This is a genomic window from Streptomyces sp. SAS_281 (assembly GCF_052542855.1).
Map to the genome: position 1 here is coordinate 16270 of NZ_JBMNDO010000092.1, position 15455 is coordinate 31724.

16 protein-coding genes are annotated in these 15455 nt (G+C 73.4%); 12 read left to right on the plus strand and 4 right to left on the minus strand.

What is annotated here, in order from left to right; all coding sequences use genetic code 11:
- Positions 1-217: 217 nt before the first annotated feature.
- The 10 genes from ACN6LM_RS27955 to ACN6LM_RS28000 all read left to right on the plus strand — a co-directional run bounded on the left by ACN6LM_RS27955 (position 218) and on the right by ACN6LM_RS28000 (position 10896).
- Positions 218-2284 (plus strand): SpoIIE family protein phosphatase, encoded by a 2067-nt coding sequence (locus tag ACN6LM_RS27955; RefSeq protein ID WP_445068156.1) that lies wholly within the window; start codon positions 218-220, stop codon positions 2282-2284.
- Between the two features lie 148 nt (positions 2285-2432).
- Positions 2433-3842, plus strand: coding sequence for a wax ester/triacylglycerol synthase family O-acyltransferase (locus ACN6LM_RS27960; RefSeq protein WP_445068157.1), 1410 nt, complete (start codon positions 2433-2435; stop codon positions 3840-3842).
- Positions 3843-3959: 117 nt separating this feature from the next.
- Positions 3960-4943: an aldo/keto reductase gene (locus ACN6LM_RS27965; protein ID WP_445068170.1), complete on the plus strand. Its 984-nt coding sequence runs from the start codon at positions 3960-3962 to the stop codon at positions 4941-4943.
- Position 4944: 1 nt separating this feature from the next.
- A complete protein-coding gene (locus tag ACN6LM_RS27970; RefSeq protein ID WP_445068158.1) occupies positions 4945-5256 on the plus strand; it encodes an L-rhamnose mutarotase in 312 nt (103 codons plus the stop codon).
- A 1-nt stretch (position 5257) separates the two neighbouring features.
- A complete protein-coding gene (locus tag ACN6LM_RS27975; RefSeq protein WP_445068159.1) occupies positions 5258-6115 on the plus strand; it encodes an amidohydrolase family protein in 858 nt (285 codons plus the stop codon).
- 33 nt (positions 6116-6148) lie between these two features.
- Positions 6149-7009 carry an Fpg/Nei family DNA glycosylase gene (locus tag ACN6LM_RS27980; protein ID WP_445068160.1) on the plus strand — a complete coding sequence of 287 codons (861 nt, stop codon included), beginning with the start codon at positions 6149-6151 and terminating at the stop codon, positions 7007-7009.
- 39 nt (positions 7010-7048) lie between these two features.
- Entirely contained in the window at positions 7049-7804 is a 756-nt protein-coding gene (locus ACN6LM_RS27985) for a LytR/AlgR family response regulator transcription factor (protein ID WP_445068161.1), read from the plus strand.
- Positions 7805-7868: 64 nt separating this feature from the next.
- Positions 7869-8231 carry a hypothetical protein gene (locus ACN6LM_RS27990; protein WP_037710719.1) on the plus strand — a complete coding sequence of 121 codons (363 nt, stop codon included), beginning with the start codon at positions 7869-7871 and terminating at the stop codon, positions 8229-8231.
- Entirely contained in the window at positions 8228-9709 is a 1482-nt protein-coding gene (locus ACN6LM_RS27995; RefSeq protein ID WP_445068162.1) for a sodium/solute symporter, read from the plus strand. Before ACN6LM_RS27990 ends, ACN6LM_RS27995 begins: the two co-directional genes overlap by 4 nt.
- Positions 9706-10896, plus strand: coding sequence for a sensor histidine kinase (locus ACN6LM_RS28000; protein ID WP_445068163.1), 1191 nt, complete (start codon positions 9706-9708; stop codon positions 10894-10896). The genes ACN6LM_RS27995 and ACN6LM_RS28000 overlap by 4 nt, the downstream gene beginning before the upstream one ends.
- Positions 10897-10937: 41 nt before the next feature.
- On the opposite strand, the gene ACN6LM_RS28005 is transcribed toward ACN6LM_RS28000, so the two are convergent.
- The 3 genes from ACN6LM_RS28005 to ACN6LM_RS28015 form a co-directional block, all read right to left on the minus strand.
- Positions 10938-11432: a hypothetical protein gene (locus tag ACN6LM_RS28005; protein WP_445068164.1), complete on the minus strand. Its 495-nt coding sequence runs from the start codon at positions 11430-11432 to the stop codon at positions 10938-10940.
- A gap of 133 nt (positions 11433-11565) precedes the next feature.
- A complete protein-coding gene (locus ACN6LM_RS28010) occupies positions 11566-12123 on the minus strand; it encodes a sigma-70 family RNA polymerase sigma factor (RefSeq protein ID WP_445068165.1) in 558 nt (185 codons plus the stop codon).
- Positions 12124-12285: 162 nt separating this feature from the next.
- Complete coding sequence (locus ACN6LM_RS28015) at positions 12286-12747, minus strand: universal stress protein (protein WP_445068166.1); 462 nt, start codon at positions 12745-12747, stop codon at positions 12286-12288.
- 163 nt (positions 12748-12910) lie between these two features.
- Between ACN6LM_RS28015 and ACN6LM_RS28020 the strand changes: the two genes are divergently transcribed.
- A complete protein-coding gene (locus tag ACN6LM_RS28020; RefSeq protein ID WP_445068167.1) occupies positions 12911-13753 on the plus strand; it encodes a polysaccharide deacetylase family protein in 843 nt (280 codons plus the stop codon).
- Positions 13754-13762: 9 nt separating this feature from the next.
- On the opposite strand, the gene ACN6LM_RS28025 is transcribed toward ACN6LM_RS28020, so the two are convergent.
- Positions 13763-14422, minus strand: coding sequence for a class F sortase (locus ACN6LM_RS28025; protein ID WP_445068168.1), 660 nt, complete (start codon positions 14420-14422; stop codon positions 13763-13765).
- Between the two features lie 313 nt (positions 14423-14735).
- On the opposite strand from ACN6LM_RS28025, the gene ACN6LM_RS28030 reads away from it, so the two are divergent.
- Positions 14736-15398: a hypothetical protein gene (locus ACN6LM_RS28030; RefSeq protein WP_445068169.1), complete on the plus strand. Its 663-nt coding sequence runs from the start codon at positions 14736-14738 to the stop codon at positions 15396-15398.
- The last annotated feature ends 57 nt before the right edge of the window (positions 15399-15455 follow it).

A 15455-nucleotide genomic window follows, 5' to 3' on the forward strand; every position in this document is an offset into this window, starting at 1 on the left:
TTAGTCAACCCCCGTCGCACACGTTAGCCCCTGCTCGGACCCGCTTTCGGGGCGGGGCGGTCCTACCGGGCGGTATTCGGGCGTCCCTCCTGCGCCGGTGGCCGGGAAATCCTTGCGATGCGGCCCTGCGCCGCGCTCCGCACATGTGTCCTATCGCACGTTCAGCAAATGGACGGCTCAGTCGAGGAATCGGACAAATAGTGGCAGAGTGACGCACATGGATGATCGGGCAGCGGGTGCCCTGTCACTCCCGGACGACTGGCCCGCCCACCCGGATCTCAGTCTCGCCCTGAACCGAATGGGCAGCTTCGACTGGGATCTCGACAGCGGCCTCATGCACTTGGACCGGCCCGCCCTCGACGTGTTCGATCTGAGGGCCGACGAATACGACAACCGGCCCCAGACGCTCGGGCTTCGCGTGCCGCCCGGCGAGGGCGTCCGGCTGGACACCCTGGTGTCCGAGACGCTGAAGAGCGGCCGCAGCAACTACGGGGCGTACTTCCGCCTCCAGTCGCGCGACGGAACCCTGCGCTGGGCGCACACCCAGGGCTTCGTGCGCCGCGACGACAGCGGCCGCCCCCGCCGGATCATCGGCATCGTCCGGGACGCCGGCCCCGAGCTCGCCGAGTCCGCCGCCCGCCGCGAGCTGGACGAGGAGCTGCGCCGCCGCACCAGCCTGGTCGACGCCACCACGGCCGCGCTGGCCCACGCCCGTACCGTCAAGGACGTCATCGATGTCCTGAAGAACTCCGAGGGCCTGGCCCTGCTCGGCGCGACCAGCCTGGTCATGGGGCTGACCGAGGCCGGGCGCATCCACCTGGTGGCCGACGGGCCCGAGGGATCGTTCGTGCCCGGCACCCGGTACACCCGGACGGACGAGCAGTACCCGATGAGCGAGGTCGTCCGCACGCTCGGACCCCGTTTCATCGAGTCGGCCGAGGACTTCGCCGCCTCCTACCCCGTCCTGTGGCCGCACATCAGCCACCTCGGGATCACCTCCGCCGCCTACCTCCCGCTGATCGCCCAGGCCCGCCCCATCGGCGCGCTCGGCCTCCTCTACAGCGGCAAGGACGGCTTCACCGCCGATGAGCGGAACCTGCTGCTGGCCCTCGGCAGCTCCATCGCCCAGAGCCTTCAGCGGGCCATGCTCTACGAACAGGAGCACGACCTGGCCGAAGGGCTCCAGCAGGCCATGCTGCCGCGCCGGATCCCCGACGTGCCCGGCGCCCAGATCGCGGTGCGCTACCGCTCGGCCCGGCTCGGCCGGGACATCGGCGGCGACTGGTACGACGTCATCCCGCTGCCCGGAGGCCGGGTCGGCGCCGTCATCGGGGACGTGCAGGGCCACGACACCCACGCCGCCGCGGTGATGGGCCAGCTGCGCATCGTGCTGCGGGCGTACGCCGCCGAGGGGCACAGCCCCGCCACGGTCATGGCACGCGCCTCCGTCTTCCTGAACGAACTCGACACCGACCGCTTCGCGACCTGTACCTACGCCGAGGCCGACCTGACCACCGGCGTGGTCCAGCTGGTGCGCGCCGGACACGTCGACCCACTCGTGCGCGACGCCGACGGCGGCTGCCGCAGGGTGCCCTCCGAAGGCGGGCTGCCGCTCGGGCTCTCCGCCGAGTTCGGCCGGCTCGAATACCCGGTCGGCACGGTCGAGCTGGACCCGGGCCAGACCATGGTGCTGTTCACCGACGGACTCGTGGAGCTCCCCGGCGCCGATCTGGACGAGGGCACCCAGCGGCTCACCGCCCTCGTCACGAACGGCCCGCAGGACCTCGACCAGCTCGCCGACCGCCTCTGCGCGTCCGTGGACGAGCGCGGCGGCGAGGACGACGTGGCCCTGCTGCTCCTGCGCCGCAAGGCCGCCCAGGCCCCGCAGCCGGGCGGGCGGCTCCAGCAGCATGTCGCCCAGAACGACCCCGAGGCGCTCAGCTCCGCCCGCCACATGATCCGCGCGGCGGTCCGGGCCTGGGGTGCGGGCGACCGGGCCGACGAGGTCGAGCTGGCCGCCGACGAGCTGGTCACCAACGCCCTGATGCACACCGACGGCGGCGCCATCGTCACGATCCGGGTCCTCACCGGTCCCGAGCGACGGCTCCGGGTCGACGTCGAGGACCGGTCGAGCGCCCTGCCGCGCCGCCGGGACGCCGGTGAGGCAGGAGTCTCCGGACGCGGACTGCTGCTGGTCGACCGGCTCGCGGACGCCTGGGGCGTCGAGTCCCGGGGCACCGGCAAGTGCGTCTGGAGCGAATTCGTCGTTCCGCCACGCGGCTGACCTCTCGCCCGTCCTTCCTCCGGACGGCCGAGAAGCGGCACGCAACGAGAATGTAACTGAACGTAATGTTTCCGTACTTGACCGTGATGGACCGCCGGAGATTGACTGCGACTGGTCGGTCTCCCGTCTTCGATGACATGAGGACCCGTTGGGCACTGAGCTACTGGCACCCCTCGATCTCGCCTTCTGGCACCTCGAGTCCGCTGCCCACCCCATGCACCTCGGCGCGCTCGCCGTCTTCGCGCCACCCTCTGGCGCCTGCCCCGGCCCCGACGCGCTCCTCCGCCTCCTCGGCGACCGCGCCGCCGCGATTCCCCGGCTGCGCATGCGGGTACGCGACGTGCTGCTGCCCGTCGGCGGTGCGGCCTGGTCCACCGATCCGGAGTTCGACGTGCACCGCCACGTCCGGCGCGCACTGCTGACCGCCGAGGAGACGGCGAACGGCGGCGCGGGCTTCATGGCGGCCGCGACCCGGCTCGCCGGAGAGCTGATGGAGCGGCCGCTCCGCCGGGGCCTGCCGCCCTGGGAGATGTACCTCATCGACGGACCGGGCGGCGGCCCGTTCGCCGTGCTCGTCAAGCTCCATCACGCCCTCGCCGACGGCATGCGGGCGGTCGCCATCGGGGCCGGGATCTTCGACCAGATCACCACCGCGACCACTCGGCCCCGCCCCTCCGCCCGGCCGCGCCCGGTGCCGCCCCGGTCCTGGATGCCGGGCCCGCGCCAGGTCGCCGGGCTCGCCCTCGGCCGGATCGAGGACCTGGGCCGCGCCGTCGGGGTCGGCGCCTCGCTCGTCCGGGCCGGCCGCTTCGACCCGCGCGGCGCACCGGTGCTCCGGGCCGGCTCCAGCGGCACCCGGCGGCTCGCCACGGCCGACCTCGACCTCGACGCCGTGCGGCGCGTCCGCCGCGTGACCGGGGGCACCGGGAACGATGTGCTGCTCACCGTCGTGGCGGGCGCGCTGCGGCGCTGGATGCTGGAGCGCGGCGAGACCCCGCCGCGTGACGATCCGCGCGCCCTGGTCCCGGTCTCGCGTCGCCGGCCGGGCGGCGCGGCCGTGGCGACCGGCAACCGGCTCTCCGCCTACCTCCTGGACCTCCCCGTCTCGGAGCCGGATCCCCGGGAGCGGCTGCGCGCGGTACGCGAGGCGATGGACCGCAACAAGGCCGCGGGTCCGCTGCGCGGCGCCGGAGCGGTCGCGGTGCTGGCCGATCAGCTGCCGTCGCTGGCCCACCGTTTCGGTGCCCCGCTCGCCGGGAACGCGGCCCGGATGCTCTTCGACGTCCTGGTCACCAGCGTGCCCCTGCCGCGCTCCCGCCTCTCGCTGGCCGGCTGCCCGCTGAGCGCCCTGTACCCGATGGCGCCGCTGGCCCGGGGGCAGTCGATGGCCGTCGCGCTGACGACGTACGGCTCGCGCGTGCACATCGGAGTCGTGGGCGACGGCAAGGCGCTGCCGGGTCTGGACGGACTGGCGCGGTGCGCCGACGAGGAGCTGGCCGCGCTGCTCGCTGAAGTGGGGGAGAGCGGAAGTGGGGGAGAGCTGACGATGAAGGCATAGATCGGACAGGTCCCTCCCCGATCGCCGTAACTGGTGGCCGCACACGTGTTGACGCGCCCAAGTGATCCGATGAATATTCGCTGGGTGGCAGCGATCATCGAGGAGGGCGGCGACAGCATGCGACGCAACAGGCTGGGCGGCAGCACGGTCGCGATCACCGAACTCTCCTTCGGCGCGGCCGCCATCGGCAACCTTTTCAGCGAAGTGGAACCGGAACGTGCGGCGGCCACCGTCGACGCCGCCTGGGACGCGGGCATCCGCCACTTCGACACCGCGCCGCACTACGGACTCGGCCTCTCCGAACGCCGCCTCGGGGAGGCCCTGCGCCGCCGCCCCCGCGACGCGTACACGCTCTCCACCAAGGTCGGCCGCGTCCTCGAACCGCTGCCCGCGTCGGAGACCGCCGCCTCCGACGGGCTCTCCGAGGGCTTCGCCGTACGCGCCACGCACCGCCGGCGCTGGGACTTCAGCGCGGCCGGCGTCCGCCGCAGCATCGAGGACAGCCTCGGCCGCCTCGGCCTCGACCGCATCGACATCGCCTACCTCCACGACCCGGACGACCACGCGGAACCCGCCTTCCGCGAGGCGTACCCGGAACTGGAGAGACTGCGCGCCGAGGGGATCGTCGGGGCCATCGGCGCCGGTATGAACCAGACCGCGATGCTCACCCGCTTCGTCCGCGACACCGATGTCGACGTCGTCCTGTGCGCCGGCCGGTTCACCCTCCTCGACCAGGCGGCCCTCACCGACCTGCTGCCGGCCGCCGCCGCACGCGGCCGGAGCGTCGTCGTCGGCGGGGTCTTCAACTCCGGCCTCCTCGCCGACCCGCGCCCGGGCGCCACCTACGACTACGCCACCGCCCCGGCCGGCCTCCTCGACCGTGCCCTCCGGCTGCGGGCCGTCACCGAGGCCCACGGCGTGCCGCTGCGCGCCGCCGCCCTCCGGTACCCGCTCACCCACCCGGCCGTCGCCGGGGTGCTCGTCGGCACCCGCTCCCCGGACGAGGTGCGCGACGCCGCCGTACAGCTGAACCGGGAGATCCCCGACGCGGTCTGGGACGACCTGCGCGACCAGGGCCTGCTGCCCGGGAACGGACACTGACATGCGCATCGCCCTGCACACCAAGGTCCGCGCCGACCGCGTCGCGGAGTACGAGGCCGCGCACCGCGAGGTCCCGCCGGAACTGACCCGGGCGATCCGCGCGGCCGGCGCCGGCTCCTGGACGATCTGGCGCAGCGGCACCGACCTCTTCCACCTCATCGAGTGCGACGACTACGCCCGCCTCCTCGCCGAGCTGGAGCGACTCCCCGTCAACGTCGCCTGGCAGGCCCGGATGGACGGCCTCCTCGACGTGGCCCACGACTACTCCGCCGACGGAGCCGAAGCCGGGCTCCCCGTCGTCTGGGAGCTGTGAGGTGACGGCCGGCCCCCGCGTCGTGGACGCCCATCACCATGTGTGGGACCTCGCGGTACGCGACCAGGACTGGATCACCGGCGAGGCGCTGGCCCCCCTGCGCCGCGACTTCGCCCTCGCCGACCTGGAACCGGAGGCCCGTGCGGCCGGGGTCGCCGCCACCGTCCTCGTCCAGACCGTCACCGTGGCCGAGGAGACACCCGAGTTCCTGGCCCTCGCCGACGGCAGCGAACTGGTTGCCGGCGTCGTCGGCTGGACCGACCTCACCGCTCCGGACATCGCAGACACCCTGGCCGCCCTGCGTGAACTCCCCGGGGGCGACCGGCTCGTCGGGCTGCGCCACCAGGTCCAGGGCGAACCGGACCCCGAGTGGCTGCTGCGGCCCGACGTGCTGCGCGGTCTGGCCGCCGTGGCCGACGCCGGGCTCGTCCACGACCTGGTGATCCTCCCGCACCAGCTGCCCGCCGCGACCCGGGCGGCCGCCGCGCTCCCTGGGCTCGTCCTCGTACTCGACCACGCGGGGAAACCGCCGATCGCCACCGGGCGCACCCGGCCCTGGGCCGACGGCCTGCGAGCGTTCGCCGCCCTCCCCAACACCGCCTGCAAGCTCTCCGGGCTGGTCACCGAAGCGGACTGGCACGCCTGGACCCCGGACGACCTGCGCCCGTACGCGGAGACCGTCGTCGACGCCTTCGGGCCCGGACGGCTCATGTTCGGCTCCGACTGGCCGGTGTGCCGCCTCGCCGCCACGTACACCGAGGTCCTGGACACCGCCCGCGGCCTGGTCCAGCACCTGAGCGAGGACGAGCGGGCCGCCGTGCTCGGCACCACCGCCGAACGCGTGTACGGCCTCCGATAGGCGGCCCGCGCGCCGCTGCGGCAGGCTGGGACCATGCCCGAACTGCCGGAAGTCGAAGCCCTGCGGCTCTTCCTCGACGACCACCTCGTCGGCAAGGAGATCGACCGCGTCCTGCCCGTCGCCATCAGCGTCCTCAAGACCTACGACCCGCCGCTCACCGCCCTGCACGGCGGCACGGTCGCCGACGTCCGGCGGCACGGCAAGTTCCTCGACATCGGCGTCGGCCCGCTCCACCTGATCACCCACCTCGCCCGGGCCGGCTGGCTCCGCTGGAACGACGCCTTCCCGGCCGCCCCGCCGCGCCCCGGCAAGGGCCCGCTCGCCCTGCGTACCGTCCTCACCGGCGGCGACGGCTTCGACCTGACCGAGGCCGGCACCACCAAACGCCTCGCCGTCCACCTCGTGCACGACCCGGCCGAGGTCCCCGGGATCGCCCGCCTCGGACCCGACCCGCTCGGCCCGGAGTTCGACCGGGACGCGCTCGCCGCGCTGCTCGACGGGGAGCGCCGCCAGATCAAGGGCGCCCTGCGCGACCAGTCGCTCATCGCCGGCATCGGCAACGCGTACAGCGACGAGATCCTGCACGTCGCCAGGATGTCGCCGTTCAAGCTCACCGCGAACCTCACCGACGACGAGATCACCCGGCTCCACGAGGCCATGCGCACCACCCTGGAGGATGCCGTCGAACGGTCCGGCGGGGTCGAGGCGGGACGTCTCAAGGCCGAGAAGAAGAGCGCTATGCGCGTCCACGGACGCACCGGCCAGGCGTGCCCGGTCTGCGGGGACACCATCCGCGAGGTCTCGTTCAGCGACTCCTCGCTCCAGTACTGCCCGACCTGCCAGACCGGCGGCAAACCGCTCGCGGACCGCCGCCTGTCCCGGCTCCTCAAGTAGGGGCGCGCTGCACGGGGGCACGCCCTACACTCCGGCCTCATGCTCCGCGTACTCGCCGTCGACGACGAAGAACCCGCCCTGGAGGAACTGCTCTACCTCCTGCGCGCCGACCCCCGCATCCGCAGCGCGGAGGGCGCCACCGGGGCCACCGAGGCGCTGCGCCGCATCGGGAGCGCCGTCGACGCGGGCCCCGACGACCCGTCCGCCATCGACGTGGTCTTCCTCGACATCCACATGGCCGGCCTCACCGGGCTCGACGTCGCCCAGCTCCTCGCCGGGTTCGCCGCACCGCCGCTCATCGTCTTCGTCACCGCCCACGAGGGCTTCGCCGTGCACGCCTTCGACCTCAAGGCAGTCGACTACGTCCTCAAACCGGTCCGCCGCGAACGCCTCGCCGAAGCCGTGCGACGCGTCGCGGAACAGGTCCAGGACCGTTCGGCGCCCGTCGTCCACGACACCGCCCAGGACCAGATAGCCGTCGAACTGGGCGGCGTCATCCGCTTCATCCCGATCGACGACATCGCGTACGCCGAGGCCCAGGGCGACTACGCCCGGCTGCACACGGCCGCCGGCAGCCACCTCGTCCGCGTCCCCCTCACCACCCTGGAGGAGCGCTGGCGGACCCGCGGCTTCGTCCGCATCCACCGCCGCCACCTCGTCGCCCTCGGCCGGATCGACGAACTGCGCCTGGACGCCGGCAGCATGAGCGTCCGCATCGGCACCGCGGAGCTCGCAGTCAGCCGTCGCCACACCCGGGCGCTGCGCGACCTCCTGATGCGCGGGACCGGCCGCTGACCAGCCGCTACCCGCCCCGAAACCCCTTCCCAGCAGCACCGGGTGCCGCCTACACTCCGGCCCCATGTCCGCAGAGCCCACACCCCGGCGAGAAGTGGTGACGGGGGAGCCCCGGCGGGTGCGCCCGCTGCCGCGCTACCGCACCCAGTCGGAGATCGACGAGCAGACCGCGCTCGGCGGCGCCTACGTCCGCTCGCTGATGCGCGGGCAGCTGCGGGCCGGGCTGACCGCCTTCGCGGTCCTCGCCGCCGTCGTGGGCACCCTGCCCCTCGTCTTCGAGGCCCTGCACAGCTCCGCAGTCGTCTGGGCGGTCCTCGGCTTCGCCGCCTACCCGCCGCTCACCCTGCTCGCCTGGTGGTACGTGCGCCGCGCCGAGCGCAACGAGAGCGACTTCGCCCGGCTCGTGGAAGGCCGCCCCGCCCCGTGAGCCGCACGTACGCGGTGGCGGCCGTCGCCGTCGTCGTCCTGGCCACCGTCCTCGTCGGCGGCTTCGGGCTGCGGATATCCCGGACCACCTCCGACTTCTACGTGGCCTCGCGCACCGTGCGCCCCCGGCTCAACGCCGCCGCCATCAGCGGCGAATACCTCTCCGCCGCATCCTTCCTCGGCATCGCGGGCCTGGTCCTCGTGCACGGGCCCGACATGCTCTGGTACCCGGTCGGCTACACCGCCGGCTATCTGGTCCTGCTGGTCTTCGTCGCCGCCCCGCTGCGCCGCTCGGGGGCGTACACCCTGCCCGACTTCGCCGAAGGGCGCCTGGAGTCCCGGCAGGTCCGCCGCCTCGTCAGCGTGCTCGTCGTCGGTGCGGGGTGGCTCTACCTGGTTCCCCAGCTCCAGGGCGCCGGACTCACCCTCAAGATCCTCACCGGGGCGCCCGGCTGGCTCGGCGACGTGCTGGTCGCCTCCGTCGTCGTCCTCGCCGTCGCCGCCGGCGGGATGCGCTCGATCACCTTCGTCCAGGTCTTCCAGTACTGGCTGAAGCTGACGGCGCTCCTCGTCCCCGCGATCTTCCTGGTGCTGGCCTGGCGGGGTGACGGACAGCCCCACATCACCTTCGACGAACACCTCTCCGCGTTCCGCGCCGACCACCCCCTGTACGCGACCTACGGCCTCATCGTCGCCACCTTCCTCGGCACCATGGGCCTGCCGCACGTCGTCGTCCGCTTCTACACCAGCCCCAACGGCCGCGACGCCCGCCGCACCACCGTCGCCGTCCTCGCCCTCATCGGCGTCTTCTACCTCCTGCCGCCCGTCTACGGCGCGCTGGGCCGCCTGTACGCCCCCGAGCTGATCCACGGCGGCGACGCGGACGCCGCCGTGCTCCTGCTGCCCGGCCGGGTCGTCGGCGGACTCGGCGGCGACCTCCTCGGGGCGCTCGTCGCGGGCGGCGCGTTCGCCGCGTTCCTCTCCACCGCGTCCGGGCTCACCATGGCCGTCGCCGGGGTCATCACCCAGGACGTGCTGCCCTCCCGCGGGGTGCGGCACTTCCGCCTGGCCACCGTCCTCGCGATCTCCGTACCCCTGGCCGGCTCGCTGATGGTCAGCCGGGTCCCCGTCGCCGACTCCGTGGGCATGGCCTTCGCCGTCTCCGCGTCCTCCTTCTGCCCGCTGCTCGTCCTCGGCATCTGGTGGCGCCGGCTCACCCCGCCCGGGGCGGTGGCCGGTCTCCTGCTCGGCGGCGGCTCCGCGCTGCTCTCCGTCGCCATCACGGTCAGCGGCGCGGTACGCCCGCCCGGCTGGCCGCACGCCCTGCTCGCCTGGCCCGCCGTCTGGTCCGTACCGGTCGGCTTCCTCGCCATGATCCTGGTCTCGCTCGCCACACCGAGCCGCATACCGCCCGGCACCAACGCCGCGATGACCCGCTTCCACCTGCCCGAGGCGCTCGCCACCGGGAGGCACCGGTGACCGGCGCCGGATACGCCGTCATCGTCGTGCTCGCCCTCCTGCTGTTCGGCGGGGGCCTCCTGCTCGGCCGCCGCACCGCCCGGCCCCTGCGCACCAGCGACGTCGGCACGCCCGTCGAGCACGCCACCTTCGAGACCCTGCACACCGCGTCCCTGGCCGCGCCCCCGCTCCGCGCCGGGCTCACCGAGGACAGCGCCCGCCGGTCGGCGCGCCGGCTGCGCTCGCTGCTGGGCACCGACGCGCTGTGCCTCACCGACCGCGACGGGGTCCTGGTCTGGGACGGCGAGGGCGACCACCACGGCCAGGACGTCATGGAGCAGGTCGCGGGCGTCCTGGAGACCGGCCGCGACACCGCCTTCCGCAGCGACTGCGACGATCTGGACTGCCCGCTGAAGTGGGCCGTCGCCGTGCCGCTGACCGTCGACCACCGCGTCCTCGGCACCCTCGTCGCCTACGCCCCGCGCGAATCGGCGGTCCTGGCCCGGGCCGCGGGCGAGGTCGCCCGATGGGTCTGCGTCCAGCTGGAACTGGCCGAACTCGACCGCTCCCGCACCCAGCTCATCGAGGCCGAGATCAGGGCCCTGCGCGCCCAGATCTCCCCGCACTTCATCTTCAACTCACTGGCCGCCATCGCGTCCTTCGTCCGCACCGACCCGGAGCAGGCCCGCGAACTCCTCCTGGAGTTCGCGGACTTCACCCGCTACTCCTTCCGCCGCCACGGCGACTTCACGACCCTCGCGGACGAGCTGCACTCCATCGACCAGTACCTCGCCCTGGTCCGGGCCCGTTTCGGCGAACGGCTCTCCGTCACCCTCCAGGTCGCCCCCGAGGTCCTGCCTGTCGCCCTGCCCTTCCTCTGCCTCCAGCCGCTCGTCGAGAACGCCGTCAAACACGGTCTCGAAGGCGCCGTCACCTCCAGCCGCATCACCATCAGCGCCCTGGACGCCGGCTCCGAGGCCGAGGTGGTCATCGAGGACGACGGCACCGGCATGGACCCCCAGCGGCTGCGCCACATCCTGCGCGGCGAGGGCGGCCGGTCGACCGGCATCGGCCTGCTCAACGTGGACGAACGGCTCCGCCAGGTGTACGGGGACGAGTACGGTCTGGTCATCGAGACGGGCATCGGCGCCGGGATGCGGATCACGGTCCGGCTGCCGAAGTACCGCGCCGGGGTGCACGGGTCCTGAGCGGCGCCCCCGGAACGGGCGCACCGCGTACGGGCGCACCGTCAGTACAGGTGCACCGCGAGGTGTCCCAGCGGCAGGCCCAGCTGCCAGGCCGGGGTCCACACCCGCGCCTCCTCCTCCGTGCCCTCCGCCGCCTCCCAGGGCGGCAGCTGCCCGACCGCCTCCAGATCGGCGGCCAGCAGCTCGGTCTCCTCCAGCCACCGCCAGGCCGACCGGGCCAGCGCCAGGTCCGCCCCGGTCCCGCCCGCCACCGGGGCGGCCAGCCGGGTGCGCACCCAGCGGCGCCACGGCGTCCCGGCGGCGGTGAGCAGCCGCAGCTCGTCCACCCGCGCGGCCGGCAGCGCCCCGGCCACCGCACCGTCCAGCAGGAAGATGGTCAGCGCCAGCGCGTCCCGCCCCGCCCGGAACTCCAGCGTCGCCGGCTCCATCAGGTCGCCGGTGCGCAGCAGCTCGTCGGCCAGGTACTCCGCGTACATCCAGGCCATCGGCACCGGCAGCTCGCCCGCGCCGGACCCCTCATGACGTTCCGGAGGCATCCCGTATCGCCCCATTCCCTCGGTCTCGGGGCCGTACGGCCGACGGGCTGCCCGGCCGATCGCCCACGCAGCATTGAACCGGGGGAGGGCGCCCGGCGTGGCCGGAAAGGCGGTATCCGCCTGACCGGTTCCGTCACAGGCAGGAGGCGCCGACGACCGTCCGGCCCTGAGAAGGGCGACGCGTGTAGCCGGGCAGATTCCGGGACAGCAGCCGCAGTGCGTAGTGCGAACGCGACTTGACCGTGCCCGCCGGTATCCCCAGCACCTCGGCCGTCTCGCCCACGCTCAGCCCCCGGAAGTAGATCTGCACCAGCACCGACCGGTGCTCCGGGCTCAGGGCGCGCACCGCCTCGCGCACGTCGAGCGCCGCGACCGCGGACTCCGCCGTGTCGGAGCCCGCCGGCGCGCACTCCAGACCGGCGTCGCCGACCTCGGCCGGCCGGGCCAGCCGGGAGCGCCGGGCGTCGATCGCCAGCCGGCGCGCCACGGTGAACAGCCAGGGCCGCATCGACTCGTACGGGCCGTCGAATGCCTCCGGGTGCTGCCAGGCCCGCACCAGCGTCTCCTGGAGCAGGTCCTCGGCCCGCTGCCGGTCACCGAAGGTCAGACCGAGCAGGAAGTGGAACAGGGCGGGGCCGTGTTCACGCTGGAGCTCCGCGAGCGCCCGCTCATCGGTCTTCGTCGTGGTCATGGTGAACGCCCTTCCCGCCAAGGTCCCGCCTCGCTGCCGACCTGGCGTATACGAGCGCATCCGGGCCACGAGGAACAGGACAAACGCCGCCCCGTGCGACGAGCGGTCGCTCAGAGCGGCGAATGGTGCGGTGAACGGTCGGGCGGCACTCCGGGAAGGGCTCTACGGCACGACGGTGACCGGCCAGCGGCCCGCCTTCACCAGACGGACGGCCACCGAACCGATGAAGCGGTGCCCCGCCGACTCCGACGCGCCCACCACCACGGCGTCCGCCTTGAGTTCGTCGGCGGCGGTCACCAGACCGTTGTACGGGTCACCCCGGAACGTGTGGAACTCCCAGCGGACGTCCCATATGTCCTTCATCCGGGCCGTCGACTGCCGGATCTCCTCCACCAGCCCCTCGGCCACCTCGGCGGTGGTGTCGCCGACCGGAGCCCCGAGCGCCGCGCCCGCCGCCAGCACCGGCTGGACGTACACCAGGGCCAGCATGGCCCGCTGGCGCCGTGCGAGCCCGGCGGCGTAGGCCGCCGCGCGCATGGACGACTCGGAACCGTCGAGGCCCGCGACGATCACCTTCGGTCCGTCTGTGCCGCGTTCGAACTGGTGGGAGTGCTGATCTGTCACGGCAGTGAGGCTATCGGCTCGCCCGGCGGCCTCTGGCCCGCCCTCCCGGCGGCCGGGCCCGCGCACCACGGACGCCGGGGCCTTCCCGCCATACGGGTGCGAAAAACGCCGGTGGCCGGTGTCGCTGAGGCGGGCGGCGAGGCGGGTGTGCGAGCAGTGGGGGATGAAGAGTGATCACAGGCCGCCCCTGCGGAGGGCGGTCCTGCGGCTGGCCGCCGGCCTGGGCGCCGTCGCCGCCGTACGGCTCGTCGGTGCGGACCCCGTCGCCTCCCCGGCCCGTCCGTCGCCCCCCGTCGCCGGTGCGGCGGGCCCTCCGGCCGGCGCCTTCCGCGGCCGGGAGCTCGCCTATAGGCTGCGGCCCATGACGGGACAGACGCCGCCCCGGTACCGCCCGGCGGCTCCGCCGGTCCGCACCCGGCCGTTCGAGCAGCTGACCGACATCGGGCACGCCATGGTGCTGTCCTTCGACGACGGGCCCGACCCGCTCCACACCCCGCACATCCTGGACACGCTGCGCGAGCACGACGTACGGGCGATGTTCTTCCTCTGCGGGGAGATGGCGAACGACAACCGCGACCTCGTCCGACGGATCTCCGACGAGGGGCACACCGTGGGCAACCACTCGTGGACGCACCCCCTGGTCACCACGCTCTCCCGGGCCGGGATCACCGATGAGCTGGGCCGTACCAGCGACGTCATCGAGAAGATCACCGGCGCGGCGCCGCTCTGGTACCGGGCGCCCTACGGTGCCTGGAACCGCGACTCCTTCGAGATCGGCGCCGCGCTGGGCATGGAACCGATGGCCTGGACCGTGGACACCCTCGACTGGACCGTGCCCGGCACCGACACCATCGTCGAGCGGGTCAGGCAGGGTGCGGGTCCCGGGGCCGTGGTGCTCTCGCACGACGCGGGCGGCGACCGCTCGCAGAGCGTGGCGGCGCTGCGCCGGTATCTGCCCGAGCTGCTGGACGACGGATACCGGCTCACGGTGCCGCGGCGCCGCTGACGGGCGCTGTCAGCGGGTGTCCACCAGGCGCGCGAAGACCACGACGTTGCCGTCGTAGCCGCCGGCCTTGGTGTAACCGCCGCCGCAGGTGATGACCCGCAGTTCGGGCTGCCCGGTGTCGCCGTATACCCGGGCTCCGGGGAAGTCGTTCTTGGCGAAGACCTCGACGCCGTACACCTCGAAGACCGCCACCCGGTCGTCGCTGCGGGCGACCTCGACGTGGTCCCCCTTCTTCAGCGAGCCGAGCCCGTAGAAGACGGCGGGCCCCGCCTTGTTGTCGACGTGGCCGACGATGACGGATGTGCCGGTCTGACCGGGGGCGATGCCGTTCTGGTACCAGCCGGCCAGGTTGGGATCCTCCGGTGGCGGGGTCTCGATCCAGCCGTCCGGGTCGAGGTTCACATCGATGACAGGCGCGTCGACCTGGATGGAGGGGATCGCCACGCGGGCGACGGGCGCGTACGGGAGCGGCTTGACGGCCGGTCCCGCCACCGGGGCGGCGGGGGTGTTGTCCTGCTGGCCCACCGAGGCGGCGGCGACCGGCTGCGGGGGGCCGGGGGAGAGGTCGGCCCCGTTGCGCATGAGCGCCAGGCCGGAGAGCATCGCCAGGGCGAGCGCGCCCCACGGCGAGTGTCGGATCCGTTCCGGTCGCCAGTTGTCCCGGCCCATGGTTCTCCCTTCGTCGCGACGAGCAGAACGCTAGGCGCGGAGCCACCGGGCGGCGATCAGAGACGGGCGAACGGGTGGCGGCGTACCACCCGGATGCTCATCGGAGTAGCGCGCGGACAAAAATCCTGACGGCCCGTGACCTGGGCGTCCGTCAGCTCCCGGGGTGTCCGCACGGCGTGTCGGATCACCGGTCCGGAGCAGTGCCGAAATGCGGGCGATCAAGGTTCTGGTGAGGGTTCGTCATGGGAGGCGTTCTCGTCGATCCATCCCGGCGCACAGAGCCCCGGGGCGCTTCCCGGTGGAGGTTGGAACGATGCGTGCTACACGCGCTCTGGTGGTCGCGGCGGCCGCCGTCGCCGCCCTCGGGGCCGGTGCCCCGATGGCGGCCGCCGGCGGAGACGTCGGGAACAACCAGAACAACAACCAGAACAACGGCAACAACCAGAACAACGGCAACAACCAGAACGACTGGAACGACCCGGGCGGCTGGAACAACGGCAACGGGAACGGGAACAACAACGGCAACGGGAACAACAACGGCAACGGGAACAACAACGGCAACGGCAACGGGCGCAACAACGGCCCGAACAATGTGACCGTCGACCCCGAGCGCGTGCACCACGGCGCGGCCATGCAGGTCAGCGCCGAGGGCTGCGGCCGGGGCGGCAGCGTCTCGTCCAACGCGTTCCGCACCACCCGGCTCTCGGCCGGCCGGGTCGGCCACGCCCGGGTCCGCATCTTCGACGACGCGACTCCCGGCACGTACAACCTGACGGTCCGGTGCGACGGCACCGACCGGACGGCGGGCCACCGCTTCACCGTGCTCGACAGCCGGGGCGCCCAGGGCGGGCTCGGCGGCTCGATGGCGGCGACCCCGGCCGAGATGGGCGTCGGCGCCGGTCTCGTCGCCTCGGCGGCCCTCGGCGGAGGCGTGTACATCATGCGCCGCCGGAGGACGGGCCATGGGACGGCCTGACCGTCAGGACGCCCCCGCCGGACCGATAACGAAGTCGCCCCGGGTCCTGTCACAGGA